Below are 17,013 nucleotides of genomic sequence, written 5' to 3'. Positions count from 1 at the left end.
AGCGCGTATGGACACGACCCAGCGGCAGCTGAAGGAGCTGTCGTACGGCGAGTCCCTCGAGCTGCTCGGGACCGTCCCTGTGGGGCGCATCGTGTTCAGCCTCCGGGCCCTACCCGCCGTGCGCGTCGTCAACCACGTGGTCGACGAGGGTGCGGTCATCATCCGCAGCCACGAGGGCGCGGCGATCGTGCCGGCCGTCGGTGCCGGACCGGGCGCGGTGGTCGCCTACGAGGCGGACGCGCTCGACGAGCATCGCCGGCTGGGCTGGAGCGTCGTCGTCACCGGTGTGGCTAGTCTGGTGGACGACCCGGTGGCCATCGAGCGGTACGGCGCGATCCTCCATCCCTGGGTCCTCGGCCGGATGGACCAGGTGATCAGGATCGACCCACACCTCGTCACAGGCTTCCGCCTGGTGCCGGTGGGCGACGGGGCCTGCCTCTGACTCCTCGACCCGCCGAGGCTCTCCGACCTGGGGCCGGCCGCCTGCCGCGATCCCGACGACGCGCGCGTGCTTGGCGATGTTCGCCGACGCCGCCCGCAGCACGGCAACCGCGTGGTCGCTCACCTGTTGCTGGAGCTGGCCGAGCAGCACCCTCGCGTCCCGTTCCATGGTTACCCACTACCCGGGGACGTTGGTCCTCGCGCATGCACCCACGAGGGCTCTGGCGTCGGCCGACGCGCCGGCGTCCACTGGGACGTGGAGACTCTGGAGGAGGCGCGCGTATGCACTGGTTCGGATTCGGGCCGGCTGGCTGGATGGTCGGCATGATGGCCGTCACCATGGTGACGTTCTGGGCAGTGGCCGTCCTCGGCATCATCGCGCTCGTGCGCCACGTGCTCGGTTCCGGCTCCGCCCAGGAAACGACACCCACCGGGTCTGCTGCCGAGGCGCTCCTCGCCGCCAGGTTCGCCCGTGGCGAGATCGACGCCGCCGAGTACCAGCAGGGCCTCGACGTTCTCCGCGGCGCCGACGACCGACGCGCGGCTGGCGGGTCGTGACCGAGATCGACGCTGCTACTCCGACCGGCGCTCCCGCAGCTCCGTGGCGATGATCGCTGCCTGGGTGCGCCTTTCAATGCCGAGCTTCCTGAAGATGTTGGAGATGTAGTTCTTCACCGTCTTCTCCGCCAGGGACAGCTGTTCGCCGATCTGCCGGTTGGTCAAGCCGTGCGCGATGAGCTCGAGCACCTGGCGCTCCTGGCCGCTCAACTCGGCCAGCGGGTCCTTCTTCGACGCGCTCTCCCGCAACCGGTGGAGCAGCCGCGCGGTAGCTCGTGGGTCCAGCAGGGATTGGCCGCGCGCGACCGTCCGCACCGCGTCGACGATGCTGCTGCCGCTGACCTCCTTCAGCAGATACGCCTCGGCCCCCGCGAGCACGGCGTGCATCAGCGCGTCGTCATCGTGGTACGAGGTGAGTATCACGCACGCGAGCGCGGGCAACCGGTCCCGCAGCTCACGGCAGACGTTCACCCCATCTCCGTCCGGTAGCCGCACGTCCAGGATCGCGACGTCCGGGCGCAGCGCCGGCACCCGGGCCAGTGCCTGCGATGCCGTCGCTGCCTCGCCGACCACCGTCAGGTCCGGCTCACTGTCCACGAGGGTTCTCAACCCCCTGCCGAACCACCTCGTGATCGTCGAGCAGGAAGACCGCGACGGCTACGTCACTGTTGGTTCCTGTCATCGCCGAACAGATGGTGTTCGAGCCATCCCATGCCGATGACGCCGAGTAGCAACAGTGGGGTCATCGCCAACGTCAGCCACACCATGCGAACACCCCGTCCCGTCATATCCGCCCCGCCCCCTACCCACAGCCCGGCCGGAGAAACCGCTGCAGCAAGGATCTAGCCTGGACGCGCATGTTCGGCGATGCTCAAACGTTCAGGAGGCCCCGATGACGACCACAGCACGTGCGACGGTTCAGCACGACGACGAGCGCATCCGCGTCACGCGTTGGGACTTCGAACCGGGCACGAGCACCGGCCCGCACGTGCATCAACACGACTACATCGTCGTGCCGATCACCGACGGTCAGACCGACATCCACACCCCCGGAGGGGCGGTCACCCAGTCGCAGCTGACCGAGGGCGAGTCGTACACGCGTGCGGCCGGCGCCGAGCACGAGGCCGTCAACGCCGGCGACCGTTGGCTGGCGTTCGTGGAGATCGAGCTCAAGTAGCCCTCGACTCGCGAGTCACCGCTTCTTGCACAGGAAGACGACGTCCATCGGGTCGTCGGGCACGTCGCTGACCGACAGCACCTCGAAGCCGGCCTCGGTGAGCAGCTGTCGGGCCAGCTCCTCGCCCCAGCAGGTCCCCAGCCCTGCACCGCCGACCGCCAGCGAGACCGTCATGCAGTGCAGGGTGCTCACCGAGTAGAGGAACGGCGCCAACGGGTTGCCGATGTTGTTCTCCAGCTTGCTGGACGCCTTGGTGTCGAACACCACGAACGTACCGTCGTCGACCAGTACCCTGTGCACGGCGCGGAGCACGCCTGCCGGGTCGGCCTGGTCGTGGATCGTGTCGAAGGCAAACACCGCGTCGAACGGGGGCACGGTCGTCAGCTGTGCGACGTCGTGCACCTCGAAGTGCGCGTTCGGCAGGTCCATCCGCGCCGCTTCCTGCCTGGCCTGCTCGATCGCGTCGGTGGCGAGGTCGTAGCCGACGAAGGTGGAGGCCGGGTAGGCAGCGGCGAGCAGGTTGACGGCATGGCCGGTACCGCAGCCGATGTCCGCTACCCGGATCCCCGTGGCGAGCCGCGCCGGCAGGTCGCCGGTCAGCGGGAGCACGCCGTCGATCAGCTGCCCGTCGAAGAAGCCTCTGCTCATGCCGTCCATGACCGCGGTGAACTCCGGCCGGAAGGTCTCGTACGGCACGCCGCCGCCGTCGCGGAACGCCGCGACGATGCCGTCGAGGTTGTTGCCCAGCAGCGCGGTGGCCAGGCTCATCGGGGCCAGGTTCGTCGAACCGGCGCCCGCGAGGCCGACGGCGTGCTCCGCGGGCAGCGCGTAGGTCCCTGCCGAGGGCTCGTAGGTGAACACGCCGGCGGTGGTCAGTGCGCCGAGCCACTCGCGTACGTACCTCTCCTGCAGGCCCGCACGCTCGGCGAGCTCGGCGCTGGTGGCTGCCCCCTGAGTGGCGACCTCGAAGAGGCCTGTCCGATGGCCGACGTCGATCATCAGTGTCAGCACCGACCGGCTGTAGGTCTCGAACAGCCAGCCCCCGAACTCCTCGACCTTACCGGGATCCAGGTCGGGAACGACTTCTGTGGTCATGGCGGTCCCTCCGCGGTCAGGTTCTGGTGCCGACCCTCCAGCCTTGCTCCCGACAGCTTCGGCGCACCACTGACAGCGCCGGTACGCCACCCTGACAACGCCCGCGCCGCGTCCTGACCTATGGCTGACCAGTCTCTGGGAGGCCAATACATACCTGAACGGCGGCGAGGAGGAGGCTGACGACGCGCGGCTGCGTGGCTTCGCCACTCGCTCGACGCCGCCGCGTCGGAGTCCGACCACGTGGACCCGCCCGAGCAGCCCCACCACCGGCCGCGGGGGTGACCGGTGGGCATCACCGTCAGCGGCCTGGAGAACGTGATTCCCAACGCCGTGCAGTCCACCGGCGAGTACTTCGGCAGGTCGGGCCGCGCCTAACGGCTCTGGCGAGGACTCGTTCCTCTCCGAGGTCGCCTTCCCCGTGTACGGTCCTCGATGAGATCGAGAGGCGCAACGGCAGTCCTCCGCCCCGCTACAAGGGCAGCTGTGCGAGCCAAGCGCCGCCGACGAGTGGGCAATCCTGCTCAGGCTGCTCGAGAAGGCCGGCCAGGAGTGGTCCGAGCCGGTCGAGGTCGGCGAGAGGTGGATCGCCCCGGTCGGCCGTTCCACGTCGTCCTGCACGAGACACCGGACAACGGGCAGGGGCTGCGGTGGCGATTGTCCGGCGTTCGCCTCGGGCAGGTCTGGCGCAACGGCTGACCCGGTCAACCGGCGTACTCGTATCCCTTCTCCGGTCGGGGTTCCTGCACGGCGGAGCCCTTCTCCAGGAACCTGCCGAAGAACACCTGCAGGATCGCCGCGACGAGCAGGCCGTCGACGGCGGGGATGCTGGTCAGGCTCAGCGCGGTGTAGCTGGTGAGCGCGGAGGCTGCGGAACCGACCGCCCAGGCAACCAGGGAGAGCACCCGGACCGGCACGACGTTCGTCTCGAAACCACCGCGGTACACCGTCTTCCGCGTGACGTAGTAGTCGATGACGATGACGCCGGCCATCGGCGGGACGAAGACGCCGAGCACGGTGAGGAACGTCGTGAAGCTGTCGTAGATCCCGGCGAGCGCGAGCACGATCCCGATGACACCGGCGATCCCCGTCAGCTGCCACTTCTTCCACTTCCTGAGTACGACCACGAAGCCGAGGGCGGCGGAGTACAGGTTGTTGTCGTTCGACGTCCACTGGGCGAGCATCAGCAGCACCAGCGCCAGCGCGCCCCAGCCGAGGCGGAGCAGGATGTTCACGATGTCCGAGGTGCCGGTCTCGAGAGCCATCAACGACCCCACGGCCATGACCGTCGGGGTGACTACCGCGAACGCGAGCACGGCACCACCCACCACGTGCTTCGGCGACTTCGCGTAGCGGGACACGTCCGGGGCGATGACCGCGCCGACGACGAACGAGCTGACGACCAGCGAGATGCCGGTGCCGAGCGTGATCGCAGGGCCGCCGCCGCGCAGGGTGAGGATCTCCGTGACCGAGCTGTCCGAGAAGATGCGCCACACCGAGGCGGCCATCAACAGCAGCATCAGCGGCACCGCCACCTTGCTGAGCTTGTCCAGCGCGCGGTAGCCGACGATGGAGGTCGCGATCATCAGCAGGCCGCCGATGACGATGAACGGCCCGTCGGACCACTGCAGCCCGGTCGTCGACTCCCACGCGGTGCTCGCCGCCCGGGAGAACAGACCCAGCTGCACGGCGAACCAGCCGTACGCGCCGAGCGCCTGGAGCATGGCGATCAACAGCACCGCCCGGTTGCCGAAGGCGAACCGGCTGACCATGGCGGTCGACAGGTGGGCGCGGGCGCCGACGATCCCGGTGAGCGTGCTGATGACGGCGAGGATGATGCCACCGAGGACGCCGGCCACGGCGGCCTGCTTGATGGTCAGTCCCTGGGCGACGGTGCCCCCGGTCAGCAGCAGACCGAGGCTGATGCCTACGCCGGACCAGACCAGGCCCATGGACAGCCACGTCCTGGTCTTTTCCGGCGGCACCTCTTCGGTGCTGTAGTCCTGGAACAGCCGGTCGGCCTTCGAGGAATCCATGGTGACCTCCTTGTGTGGTGCCCCCGTGCCGGCGCCGCGAGCACCACGGCGCGCGAGCTGGCCGCGATCACGCGTCCGGGACGTGCGCGCCCGCTCTGGCGCGACGCAGGGCCTCCCGCGTGAACGACTGGACGTACTCCGCCAGCCAGCTGTCGAACTTGTCCGGGTCCGTCATGACGAGGTTGAAGTTCGCGGCATAGTCCGCTCGCGCGGACCGCAGGAACTCGTCGTCCTGGAACGCGTCGCTACCTTCCACCAACTCCATCAACCGGTGTGCGGCGTCGACCATCCGGAACGCCGCAAGGCTCGGCGTCTCCTGCAGGCTGGTCGGCGCACTGCTGACCAGATGCGTGATGATCGCGAAGACTTCCTGGTCGAGGTTCTCCGACATCAGTCGCCGCCACCCCCGTCCGCGAACCGGTTGAGGTGGTACTCCGTGCGGAACCCGCGGGCGGCCGGCGGCGGCGCCGGCGCGACGTAGCCGACGGCGACGGTGACGTCCGGCCGGATGTGGTGCGGCAGGCCGAGCAGTGCCTGCACTGCGGGCTCGGTCCAGCTGGTCACGGTGCACACGCCGAGGCCGAGGGTCTGGGCCATCAGCGCCAGGTGGGCGCAGGCGGCGCCGGCGTCGAGACGGGTGGTGACCTCCACCCCGCGGCTGCCGAGCACCTCGGCCGCCTGCACCACGTCCGTGCAGTGGACGAGCATCGCCGGCGCGTTGTTGATGAAGCCAGGCAGCACCTGCCTGGCCGTCGCCAGCACGGCCGGGTCGTCCACGACCACGATGTGCCGTACGCCGGAACGGGCCTGCTGTGCGCGCGCCGCGGCCCACGCCATCTTGTCCAGCACGTCCCGCGGAACCGGGCGGTCGTCGAACTCGCGGTGCATCCGGCGCCGACGCATCAGCGTCTCGACACCGTCGTGGCCAGCGCTGGCTGCCGTCATCGCCCTAGCCGCCCGGTCGGGTGCGCTTCTTGTCCGGCGGCGGCAGGTACGTCGTCCGGCTGGACGAGACGCCCAGCCGCGCGAGGTGCAGCAGCCACCCGATCGCCGCGCCTGTCGGGTCGAGGACGGGAACCGCCGGCCCGGACGCCGGCAACCGGTCCTGCAGCTCCGCCGCGGCACCAGACATGCCCGTGCAGCCCAGCACGATGACGTCGACCTCGCCCGCGTCGACCGCGGCGCGCGCCTGGTCGTGCAGCCGGTTCAGCATCTCGGCGCGGTCGGTGAGACCGAGCACGGGGATGTCGACCACCCGTACGGACGCGCAGCGCTCGGCGAGCCCGTGTCGCCGGATCGCCGCCCTGATGGTCGGGACGACGTTCGGCAGCACTGTCACGATCCCCACCCGGTCGCCGAGGGAGAGCGCGGTCAGCACGGACGGCTCGAAGCCGCCCACCACCGGCACGTCCACCCGCTCACGGGCCGCGGCGACCCCGGGGTCGGCGAAACAGCTCACGAACACGCCGTCGGTGCCGTCAGCGGCGGCCGCCTCGATCTGCTCCAGGATGGGCGGCGAGCAGAGCACCTCGTCGTACTCGGACTCGATGGACTCGACGCCGTACTCCACCGAGCGCACCTCGAGCTCGACGTCGGGTGGGATCCAGGCGGCGGCTTCCTTCTCCACCTCGGCATGGAAGCCCTCACCGAGAATCGGGCAGATCGCCGTGAGTCGCACAGGCCCCTCCTCGCGTCGGGAGTTGTTGCGGAGACATTAGGGTCCAATCGCGAAATGGACAATGTGCAGGTTGCCCAGTTGCCCTCCCTCGAGTGGTCACATTGCTGCGTGACATCCATACGGGCTCTTCCTAGGGTCGGCAGTGCCGTCACACCGGACCGGATGCGAAGGGGCGCCGATGCGCATAGGTATCGACGTCGGAGGCACCAACACCGACGCCGTCTACATGGACGGGAACCAGGTGGTCGCCACCACGAAAACGGCCACCACCGAGGACGTGACCAGCGGTATCGTCGCCGCCCTGCGCGAGCTCGACCGATCCGCCGCCGTGGACATGAGCCAGGTCAAGGCGGTGATGATCGGCACGACGCACTTCACCAACGCTCTGGTCGAGGCACGCCGGCTGGCGCCGACCGCGGCCATCAGGCTCGGCCTGCCCGCGACCGCCGCGCTGCCCCCGTTCACCGACTGGCCGGAGCACCTGGTCACCGCGATGTCCGGCAGGCACTACCTCTGCCACGGCGGCGTCGAGTTCGACGGGCGCGCCATCTCGCCGCTCGACGAGGACGAGATCCGGGAGGTCGCCAGGGACCTCAAGTCGGGCGGCGCCCGCAGCGTCGCGATCTCGTCGGTCTTCTCCCCCGTCTCCGCCGACGACGAGATCCGGGCCGCGGAGATCGTCCAGTCCGAGCTGCCCGACGTGATGGTCAGCCTCTCCCACGAGGTCGGCCGGATCGGGCTGCTGGAGCGGGAGAACGCGACCATCATCAACGCCGCGCTGCGCGAGCTCGCGCCGACCATCCTGGACAGCCTGGCGGAGACCGTGCGCGCGGCAGGGATACCAGGGCGGCTGTACCTGTCGCAGAACGACGGCACGCTGATGGACGTCGACTTCGCCCGCCGCTACCCGGTCGCCACGTTCGCGTCCGGACCGACCAACTCGATGCGCGGCGCGGCGTTCCTCTCCGGACTCGCCGACTGCGCGGTCGTGGACGTGGGCGGTACGACCGCGGACGTCGGCATCCTGGTGAAGAACTTCCCCAGGGAGGCCGGCACCGAGGTGAACGTCGCGGGCATCCGCACCAACTTCCGGATGCCGGACGTGATCAGCATCGGCCTCGGCGGCGGCAGCATCGTCCGCCAGGACGGCAACGCGCTGACCATCGGCCCGGACTCGGTGGGCTACCGGCTGCAGGAGAAGGCGCTGGTCTTCGGCGGCGACACGTTGACCACGACCGACGTGGCCGTCGCCGCGGGGCTCGTGGACGTCGGCGACCGCACCAGGGTCGGTCACCTGTCCGCGGAGCTGCTGGCCGAGACCATCGCGACCGCCACCCGGATGGCCAGCGACGTGGTCGACCGGATGCGAACGTCCGAGGACCCGATCCCCGTGGTGGCCGTCGGCGGCGGGAGCTTCCTCGTGCCGGACGAGTTCGACGTCGCGAGCCAGGTGCACCGCCCGGAGCACTACGCGGTAGCGAACGCGATCGGTGCGGCCATCGCCCAGGTCGGCGGCGAGGTGGACCGGGTGTTCCCGGTCGAGCCCGGCCAGCGCGGCGAGGTCGTCGCGCAGGCGAAGGAGGAGGCGCGCGAACGCGCCGTCGCCGCGGGCGCCGACCCGAGCACGGTGGACATCATCGACGTGGACGAGGTGCCGATCGCGTACCTACCCGGCAACGCGACCCGGATCCGCGTCAAGGCCGTCGGCGACCTGGTGCTCGGAGGCTGAGCGAATGAGCGAACTCAGCGGAGAGGACCTGACCGACCTCGCGTTCGGTGCGGCAGTGCTCGGCACCGGGGGCGGCGGCGACCCGTACATCGGCCGGCTGCTCGCGCAGCAGGCGGTCAGCGAGTACGGCCCGGTCGAGCTGGTCGGGCTCGACCAGGTGGGTGACGACGCGCTCGTCCTGCCGGTGGCCATGATGGGCGCGCCGACGGTGATGGTGGAGAAGATCCCCGGCCGCGACGACCTGCAGACGGTCGTGCGGATGGTGGAGGCGCGGCTTGGCCGGAACGCCACCCACCTGCTCCCGATCGAGGCCGGCGGCATCAACTCGATGATCCCGGTGGCCGCGGCCGCCCAGATGCGGCTGCCGCTTGTCGACGCCGACGGGATGGGCCGTGCGTTCCCCGAGCTGCAGATGGTGCTGCCCACCATCGGCGGTGTCTCCGCGACGCCCATGGCGCTCGCCGACGACAAGGGCAACAGCGCGGTGCTCGACACCGTCGACAACGTCTGGACGGAACGGCTCGCCCGCAACATCACCATCGAGATGGGCTGCTCCAGCGTGCTGTCGAACTACCCGCTCGACGGCAAGCTCGCGCGGGACTACCTGGTCGGCGGCAGCTTGTCGCTGTGCCGTGAGGTAGGCGCGAGCGTGCGCGCGGCGCGGGAGCACCACCACGACCCGGTCGACGCCGCCCTGCGCGTGGTGGACGGCACGCGGCTGTTCACCGGCAAGGTGGTCGACGTGTCGCGCCGCACGACCGGCGGCTTCGCCCGCGGCAGCGCCACCCTCACCGGCACCGGCAGGTACGAGGGCAGCACGCTCGAGCTGCAGTTCCAGAACGAGCACCTGGTCGCGACCGTGGACGGCGTCGCCCGCGCCGTCGTGCCCGACCTGATCTGCCTGTTCGAGTCCGAGTCCGCCACCCCCGTCACGACGGAGGGCCTCAGGTACGGCCTGCGCGTCATCGTCGGCGCCGCCCCGTGCGACCCGCGGTGGAAGTCCCCCGCGGGACTCGCCCTCGTCGGCCCGTCCGCGTTCGGGCTGGACGTCGAGTACCGGTCGATCGCCGTGGCGGAGAACGCATGAGCTGGACGCTGACCGCCGCCGACCTGCCCGACCTCGCCCGCGGCGCGACGTTGCTCGGCACCGGCGGCGGCGGCGACCCGTACATCGGCCGGCTGCTGGTGGCGAGCGCGCTCGGCGACGGGGACGGCATCACCATGCTCGACCCGGACGAGGTCGACGACGACGCCCTGGTCATCCCGACGGCCATGATGGGCGCGCCGACCATCATGCTGGAGAAGATCTCGCACGGCAGGGAACCCGTGCTCGCGCTGCGCACGCTGGAGGACCGGCTCGGCGAGAAGGCCGAGGCGACCATGCCGATCGAGTGCGGCGGCATCAACTCGATGATGCCGCTGTTCACCGCCGCCATGACCGGGCTGCCGTGCGTGGACGCGGACGGCATGGGCCGGGCGTTCCCCGAGCTGCAGATGGAGACGTTCTACGTGTACGGCGTCTCCAGCTGCCCGATGTCCATCGCCGCCGCCGACGGTTCCACCATCGTCATCGACACCGGCATGAACGCCCACCAGATGGAGTGGCTCTCCCGCGGCGTCACCGTACGGCTAGGCGGCGCGTCGCACATCGCCGAGTACCCGATGCGCGGCACGGAGATCAAACGCACCGCCATCCCGCGCACGATCAGCCTCGGCCTGCGGCTCGGCCGGTGCCTGCGGCTCGCCCGCGAGCAGCACCGCAACCCGTTCGAGGCGCTACGCCTGGAGCTGAGCGACACCCTCTACTCGCACGGCATGGAGCTGTTCCGCGGCAAGATCACCGACGTCGCCAGGCGCACGGAGGGCGGCTTCGTCCGCGGCGAGGTCACCATCCGCGGGTTCGAGGACGATGACGTCTGCGAGATCTCGTTCCAGAACGAGAACCTCGTCTGCCGGGTGAACGGCACCACCAGGGCGTTGGTCCCAGACCTGGTCTCCGTGCTGGACAGCGAGACCGGCGAGCCGATCACCACGGAGGGGCTCAGGTTCGGCCAGCGCGTGGTCGTCTTCGGCATCTCCACCCCGGCGAGCATGCGCACACCGGAAGCCTTGCGTATCTTCGGACCGCAAGCGTTCGGTCTAGCGGAGGAGTTCGTCCCTGTCGAGCAACGCAACCCCGTCCCCTTTCCGGATCCGGCGTGACGACGTCGAGGTCCTCGGGCAGGGCGTCCGCGTCTACGGCTCGGGAGGTGGCGGCGACCCAGGCATAGCCTGCGCCAGCCTCGCCCGGCTGCTGACCGCCGACGCGGAGGTGCAGGTGGTGCCGCCCGCGAGCCTGGCGGCGGACGCGCGTGTCGTGCCGTTCGGGTTCGTCGGGGCGACGAGCCTGCTCTCCGAGCGGCCACCGTCAGGCGCCGAGCTGCTGGACATCTGGTCCGGGATCGACGCCGTCCCCGACGCCCTCGTCCCGATGGAGATCGGCGGGTTCAACGGCGTGGCCGCCGTGTGGGCGGCCGCGGCACTCGGGGTGCCGCTCGTCGACGCGGACCTGATGGGCCGGGCGCTGCCCGAGCTCCAGCAGCTGCTCCCGGTGGCGCACGGGTGGACGCCGTGCCCGGCCGTCGTCGGAGACGTGCACGGCCGGCAGCTGGTGCTCGACCGGATGACACCGGCGATGCTGGAGATGATCGTGCGGGCCGCACTCACCCCGATGGGCGGGTGGGCAGTGCTCGCCTGCCAGCCGCTCACCACCGAGCTGGTCACCGGCGCGTGCCACCCCGGCTCGGTCACCCGCGCCCTGGCGTTCGGCCGCGACGTGCACCGGCTGCGCGACGGTGCGCCGATCGACCAGCTCCCCGCGCTCGACGGGATGCCACTCGGCGAGGGCAGGGTCGTCGAGATCACCCGAGGCGCACCACGTACCGGCAGGAGGATGCCCGTGACCACGGTCGTCGTCGACCTCAGCGACCCGCCTGGCGGGGTGCTGCGGCTGGAGGCGGAGAGCGAGTGGCTCGCCGCCGTCGTGGACGGAGAGCCAGCGGCGACCGTCCCCGAGCTGATCCTCGTCTGGGACGTGGACTCCCGCGAGGTGCTCGCGGTGGAGACGTTGCGGCGCGGCCGCAACGTCCGGGTGACCGCTCTCCCCGGTGCCGTCGGGTGGTGGCACCCGGACGCGTTGGGCTACGTCGAGCCGGCGGCGTTCGCGCTGGACATCCCCGCCTGCCGCACGACCGTGCCGGCGGAGTGACCGTGGCGCCGCAACGTCCCCTGGTAGAGCACGCGGACCTGCTCGCCGGCCTGCCCGGCCTCGAGGACCTGCACCTGGTCAGCCGTACACCCGGGGGCACGCCGGTCACGAGCGTCCGGCTGGTCGACATCGCCGCCGAGGCGGTGGGCGACCGGGAGCTGCTCGTCTGCGTGTCCGGGGACGTGTCGAGCTGGCGGCTGGACGCGCTGATCCGCCGGGCGGCCCTCGCCGGGGCCGCGGGCATCGTGCTGCCCAAGTCCACGCCGGGTCCGACGGTGGCGAGCCTGCACATCGCCGACCGGCTGCGGCTCCCGCTGCTCGTCACGCCGCCGCACCGCATCCTCGAGGTGGTCACCACGCTGCAGCGGCTGGTGGCGGCGCCCGAGATCGAGCGCGCCGAGCGGGTGCTCAGGTGCGCACACCGGTGGCGGGACGGGTCGGCGACCCCGGAGGGCGTCCTGGCCGACCTGGAACGCGAGCTCGGCACCCGGCCGACCCTCGGCGACCGGGCGCAGGTCGGCGAGTCGGCGCCGGAGCTGCGCACCGACCTGGAGGTGGCGCAGACTCATCGCCGGCCGGGCGGCGCGGTCGTCGTGTCGTGCCCGATCCCCGGGCCGAGCCGGCAGTGGCTGCTCATCCAGCTGGGCCGTCCGCCGGACGTGCTCGTCGACCAGGCGGTCGCGCTCGCCCAGCTGGCGGTGTTGTACCTGCGCGGCTGGTTCCTCGTCCGGCGGTGGGAGCTGGAGCAGGACCACCACCAGCAGAGCAGGCTGCTGGCCGAGCTGCTGGACGAGCACGGCGCGGCCACGTCCGCGATCCGCCGGCGCGCCGCGGAGATGGGCTGGCGGCTCGACGGCTGGCACGTCGGCCTGTACTTCGCCGCCGCCACGGAGCTGACCGAGGCCGACCGGGACCGGCTGGTGGCGGCGCTGCGCGGCGTCGACATCCCGACCGTCGTCGTCCGGTGGGGAGACTCCTGGGCCGGCTGGCTCACCAGCGACTACGCGCCGGTGCCCGACTTCCTGCACCGGCTGCTCACCCGGCTGCGCCGGTGCGTACGGGCCGCAGGTGACGACACGCCGCTGCGGATCGGGGTGGGCAGCGCCCGCGAGGGACCGGTGGGTCTGGTCGAGTCGCTCGAGGAGGCCCGGGAGGTCGCCCGCGGGGTGGACGTCAGGTCGGGTGGTGTCGCGGCCACCGACGCACTTGGCATCCACCGGCTGGTCGGCGAGCTGCTCGGCTCGTCCACCGCCCGGGCGTTCGCCCAGTCGGCGCTGGCCCCGCTGGCCGCGGACGCGACGCTGCTCGACACGCTCGCGACGTACCTGGACAGCGGCAACTCGGTCACCACGACGGCGGACCGCCTGGGCGTGCACCGCAACACGGTCAACGCCAGGCTCGGCCGGGTCACCCGCACGCTGTCCGTAGACCTCGCCGACCCGGACGTCCGGCTCGCGTTCCAGCTCGCCTGCCGCGCGCTCGACGTACCCGGCTGGTGACTCGACGGCTACTCCAGCGCACCGCTGGGCACCAGGCAGTGCCCGTCGACCTCGCCCGAACACGCAGCGGGAGCGGCGCCGCCACGATCCTGGTGCTGTGCGAAACGCGTCTCGTGGCCACAGGGGTCGGCAGATAATCCTCGCGTGGAGCCGCGACGTGGTGGCACACCGCGCGGTGTGCTCCCGAGGCGTTGGGAGTCGCCATGACCAGGTCCACGCGCTCGTTCTCCGTATCGGCTACCGCAGCACTCGGCGCACTCGCCTGCGCGGCCGCAGTGCTCGTCGGTCTCGCGACCCCGGCGGCGGCTGCTGCCTGCCCACCGAGCGACCCGGCGACCGGAAACGCACTGGCAGGCGACTTCAACGGTGACGGGCACGCCGACGCGGTCGTCGGCGAACCCGGCCGCGGCGGCTCGTCCGGCGGCGTGCACGTGCTGTACGGCACCGCCGACGGGCTCACCGCGGACGCGGTCGGCAGCGCGCCGGACGACCAGGTGTTCACGCAGGACACCGCCGGCGTCCTCGACACGGCCGAGAACGGTGACGCGTTCGGCGCCGCGGTCGCCGTCGGCGACTTCAACGGCGACCTCTGCGCCGACGCCGCGATCGGGGCGCCCGGGGAGAACGACGGCTCCGGCGCCGTCACGATCCTCTACGGCTCGCTCGGGTCTGGCCTGACGGCTGCCGGGAACGTCTTCCTCAGCCAGGCCGGGGACGCCCTGCCCGGCGAGTCGGAGTCCGGTGACCGGTTCGGCGCCACACTGGCGGCCGGCAGCTTCAACGGCACCAGCGACGACATCACCGACCTCGCCGTCGGCGGCCCGGGCGAAGCCATCGGCGGCGGCCACGACGACGGCGCGGTCTGGCTGCTCTACGGCGACACCGCGGGCCTGGACCAGGGCACCGACGCCAAGGCCCTGCACCAAGGGATACCGGGGGTGCCCGGGGTGCCGGAGAGCGGTGACCGGTTCGGCGCCGCGCTGGCGTTCGGCTTCTTCCGCGGCGACTGCCTGGCGGTCGGGGTGCCAGGCGAGAACGGCTCCGCGGGCATGGTCGAGGTGTTCGCGGGCGACGGGATCGCCGGCGGGATCCGGGCGTTCTCACAGAACACGCCCCGCGTCCCCGGGGTCCCGGAGGCCGGTGACCAGTTCGGCGCCGCGCTCGCGGCCGGCGACACGACCGGTTTCGGCTACGACGACCTGGCCGTCGGGGTGCCGGGCGAGAACGGCGAGCGTGGCGCGGTGAACCTGCTGCAGAGCTCGGAGTCCGGGCTCAACACGGAGTTCAGCGACGACCCGTTGGCCATCTCCCAGGCGACACCCGGGGTCAACGGTGCCGCAAGGCCAGGCGACGAGTTCGGCGCCGCCCTACAGATGGGTCGCCTCGACGGCGGCATCCCGCTCGACCTCGCGGTCGGCGTGCCAGGTGACGGCATCGGCTTCGGCGGCAACGTCGGCGCGGTCAACGTCCTGTTCGGCGCCACCGACGGCCTCGGTCCCGACGGCGACGTCAGGTTCCACCAGGACGTCGCCGGCATCGGCGGTGCCGCAGAGGTCGGCGACCGGTTCGGCATCTCGCTGAGCGCGCTGCCGGTGCAGAACGGCGGCATCGACAACCTGCTGATCGGCGTCCCGTTCGAAGACGGCGGCAGCCTGTCGAACACCGGCCTGTTCCACGTACTGGCAACCAACGAGTTCGGCCCCAACCCGTCCGGCAGCCAGACCTGGAGCGCAGCGTCCCCCGGCGTAAAGGGCGCCCTGATCCCAACCGGACGACTGGCCCGCGACCTGGACTGACCCGCACGCCCGGCTGGGCCGGTGACCATCAGCCCAGCCGGCGCGGCAGCTCGACCGGCTCCGCGATCACGTCGACGAGGGCGCCGTTGCGCAACACCGTCAGCGGCAGCGGCCGACCGATCGCGTCGGCGAACATCAGGCGCGCCAGGCCCTGCGCGTCCTCCACCGGCTGCCTCCCGGCGGTGAGGATCAGGTCGCCGGCGTGCAGGCCGGCGCGCTCGGCCGGGCTGGTCCTGGCCACCTCGACGATGCGCAGACCGCTGCGCTGGCCGTACCTCTCCGCGAGCGCCCGCGGCAGCGGCGCTGGGGTGCTGACAAGCCCGAGGTACGCGCGGCGCACCCGCCCGTCGCGTAGCAACGCGGTCGTCACCCTTCTTGTGGTCGCGTTCACCGGGACCGCGAGGCCGACGCCGAGGCCGGCCACCGCGGTGTTGATCCCCACCACCTCGCCGCTCGACGTGGCCAGTGCACCGCCCGAGCTGCCCGGGTTGAGCGCCGCGTCGGTCTGGATGACGTCCTCCACCACCCGCGCCACCGCCCCGTCGTGGGTGGGCAACGACCGGCCGAGCGCGCTGACGACTCCCGCCGTCACCGACCCGGCTAGCCCGAGCGGGTTGCCGATGGCGACCACCAACTGCCCCACCACCAGCCGGTCCGCATCGCCGAGCACCACGGGCGCCGGCGTCGCGCCGCTCGCCCGGATGACGGCGAGGTCGGAGAGCGGGTCGGCGCCGACGACGGTGAACGGCATGCTCGTGCCGTCGTCGAACGCGACCTGCCCGCCGTCCGCGCCGCCGACGACGTGCGCGTTGGTGAGCAGGAAGCCGTCCGCGGTGAACACCACCGCGGACCCCGCACCCTCGCCGCGCCGGCCGCTGCGGGTGCGGTGCTCCACGCGCACGCTCGCCACCCGCGGCGTCAGGTCTGCGATACCCGACACGATCCGCGAGTACGCGTCAAGCGCGTCGTCCTCGCCCATGCCAGTGACAACGTCCGACGCGCCTGTCGTCGTCCCCCGTTCGCTACCAGCGAGCGTCGCGTGCGCCGAACACGACCCGGTACGCGGCAGCAGCGGCCAGCTCGCCGTCGCGCGCGAGGACCGCGTCCAGCACCGCGCGATGCAGCGGCAGGGTCGCGTCGGGAGCTCCCGGCTTGGCGGACAACGTGGTGAAGCTGTCGCGCAGCGACACCTCGATGGCCTGCTCGAGCGACCCGAACAGGTCGTTGTCCGCGGCACGGAGCAACGTGCGGTGGAACGCCACGTCCGCCTCGTTGAAGGTCGGCATGTCGCCGCTTTCCGCCGCACTCTCCATGGTGGCGTACGTACGGCGCAGCTCGTCCAGCTCGGCGTCGGTAGCCCGGTCCGCGGCCAGCCTGGCGGCCTCCGGCTCGACCGCATGCCGCAGCTCGGTCAGGTTCCGCAGCAGCCGTTGTTCGTCCGCCTCGCGCTGCCAGCGCAGCACGTCGCGGTCCAGGAAGTTCCACGCGTCGCGTGGGCGCACCCTGGTGCCGGTGCGTGGGCGCACCTCGAGCAGCCCCTTGGCGACGAGCGCCTTCACCGCCTCGCGCAGCGCACCGCGACTCACGCCGAGCTGGCCGGCGAGCACCGCCTCGGTGGGGAGCGCCACGCCGGGCGTCACCTCACCGGCGAGGATGCGCAGACCGAGCTGGTCGACGACGTGCGCGTGCGTCGTGTGCGGTCGCACGGCCAGGAACGGCGTCTCGTTCACGCCACCCATTAGACCAACTGCCGGTACGCC

At 71.6% G+C, this 17,013-nt stretch carries 16 protein-coding genes and 1 pseudogene; 9 read left to right on the top strand and 8 right to left on the bottom strand.

Annotated features, from left to right (window positions below):
• The first annotated feature begins 7 nt into the window (after positions 1–7).
• Together GEV07_06835 and GEV07_06830 are read left to right on the top strand one after the other, a co-directional pair.
• Positions 8–442 (top strand): pyridoxamine 5'-phosphate oxidase family protein, encoded by a 435-nt coding sequence (locus tag GEV07_06835; protein MQA02437.1) that lies wholly within the window; start codon positions 8–10, stop codon positions 440–442.
• A gap of 281 nt (positions 443–723) precedes the next feature.
• Positions 724–999 carry a hypothetical protein gene (locus tag GEV07_06830; protein ID MQA02436.1) on the top strand — a complete coding sequence of 92 codons (276 nt, stop codon included), beginning with the start codon at positions 724–726 and terminating at the stop codon, positions 997–999.
• Positions 1,000–1,014: 15 nt separating this feature from the next.
• Here the strand turns inward: GEV07_06830 and GEV07_06825 are convergent.
• Positions 1,015–1,681 (bottom strand): annotated as a pseudogene (locus GEV07_06825) (response regulator).
• A gap of 210 nt (positions 1,682–1,891) precedes the next feature.
• On the opposite strand from GEV07_06825, the gene GEV07_06820 reads away from it, so the two are divergent.
• Entirely contained in the window at positions 1,892–2,176 is a 285-nt protein-coding gene (locus GEV07_06820) for a cupin domain-containing protein (GenBank protein MQA02435.1), read from the top strand.
• 15 nt (positions 2,177–2,191) lie between these two features.
• Here GEV07_06820 and GEV07_06815 read toward each other — a convergent pair whose 3' ends face one another.
• The 5 genes from GEV07_06815 to GEV07_06795 form a co-directional block, all read right to left on the bottom strand.
• Complete coding sequence (locus GEV07_06815; GenBank protein ID MQA02434.1) at positions 2,192–3,271, bottom strand: methyltransferase domain-containing protein; 1,080 nt, start codon at positions 3,269–3,271, stop codon at positions 2,192–2,194.
• Positions 3,272–3,972: 701 nt separating this feature from the next.
• A complete protein-coding gene (locus tag GEV07_06810; protein ID MQA02433.1) occupies positions 3,973–5,304 on the bottom strand; it encodes a cytosine permease in 1,332 nt (443 codons plus the stop codon).
• 67 nt (positions 5,305–5,371) lie between these two features.
• Positions 5,372–5,695 (bottom strand): hypothetical protein, encoded by a 324-nt coding sequence (locus GEV07_06805; GenBank protein MQA02432.1) that lies wholly within the window; start codon positions 5,693–5,695, stop codon positions 5,372–5,374.
• Complete coding sequence (locus GEV07_06800) at positions 5,695–6,249, bottom strand: hypothetical protein (protein ID MQA02431.1); 555 nt, start codon at positions 6,247–6,249, stop codon at positions 5,695–5,697. Before GEV07_06800 ends, GEV07_06805 begins: the two co-directional genes overlap by 1 nt.
• 4 nt (positions 6,250–6,253) lie before the next feature.
• The gene (locus GEV07_06795) at positions 6,254–6,982 is read right to left on the bottom strand and encodes a hydrogenase expression protein HupH (GenBank protein MQA02430.1); all 729 of its coding nucleotides are present in this window, start codon (positions 6,980–6,982) and stop codon (positions 6,254–6,256) included.
• A 178-nt stretch (positions 6,983–7,160) separates the two neighbouring features.
• Between GEV07_06795 and GEV07_06790 the strand changes: the two genes are divergently transcribed.
• The 6 genes from GEV07_06790 to GEV07_06765 all read left to right on the top strand — a co-directional run bounded on the left by GEV07_06790 (position 7,161) and on the right by GEV07_06765 (position 15,253).
• A complete protein-coding gene (locus GEV07_06790) occupies positions 7,161–8,711 on the top strand; it encodes a hydantoinase/oxoprolinase family protein (protein MQA02429.1) in 1,551 nt (516 codons plus the stop codon).
• 4 nt (positions 8,712–8,715) lie between these two features.
• Positions 8,716–9,798 carry a DUF917 family protein gene (locus GEV07_06785; protein MQA02428.1) on the top strand — a complete coding sequence of 361 codons (1,083 nt, stop codon included), beginning with the start codon at positions 8,716–8,718 and terminating at the stop codon, positions 9,796–9,798.
• Positions 9,795–10,913, top strand: coding sequence for a DUF917 family protein (locus GEV07_06780; GenBank protein ID MQA02427.1), 1,119 nt, complete (start codon positions 9,795–9,797; stop codon positions 10,911–10,913). Before GEV07_06785 ends, GEV07_06780 begins: the two co-directional genes overlap by 4 nt.
• Complete coding sequence (locus GEV07_06775; GenBank protein ID MQA02426.1) at positions 10,870–11,958, top strand: DUF917 family protein; 1,089 nt, start codon at positions 10,870–10,872, stop codon at positions 11,956–11,958. The genes GEV07_06780 and GEV07_06775 overlap by 44 nt, the downstream gene beginning before the upstream one ends.
• A 2-nt stretch (positions 11,959–11,960) precedes the next feature.
• On the top strand, positions 11,961–13,457 hold the full coding sequence (locus GEV07_06770) for a hypothetical protein (GenBank protein MQA02425.1): 1,497 nt from the start codon (positions 11,961–11,963) through the stop codon (positions 13,455–13,457).
• Positions 13,458–13,660: 203 nt separating this feature from the next.
• Positions 13,661–15,253, top strand: coding sequence for a hypothetical protein (locus GEV07_06765; GenBank protein MQA02424.1), 1,593 nt, complete (start codon positions 13,661–13,663; stop codon positions 15,251–15,253).
• Positions 15,254–15,281: 28 nt separating this feature from the next.
• Here the strand turns inward: GEV07_06765 and GEV07_06760 are convergent, their stop codons facing one another.
• Together GEV07_06760 and GEV07_06755 are read right to left on the bottom strand one after the other, a co-directional pair.
• Positions 15,282–16,232: a PDZ domain-containing protein gene (locus tag GEV07_06760; GenBank protein ID MQA02423.1), complete on the bottom strand. Its 951-nt coding sequence runs from the start codon at positions 16,230–16,232 to the stop codon at positions 15,282–15,284.
• A gap of 43 nt (positions 16,233–16,275) precedes the next feature.
• A complete protein-coding gene (locus tag GEV07_06755) occupies positions 16,276–16,992 on the bottom strand; it encodes an FCD domain-containing protein (protein MQA02422.1) in 717 nt (238 codons plus the stop codon).
• Between the last annotated feature and the right edge of the window lie 21 nt (positions 16,993–17,013).

The organism is Streptosporangiales bacterium, from assembly GCA_009379825.1.
Classification (GTDB): Bacteria; Actinomycetota; Actinomycetes; order Streptosporangiales; family WHST01; genus WHST01.
The sequence above is the reverse complement of the archived record's forward strand: the minus strand, read 5'-3'. Positions and strand labels throughout refer to the sequence as shown.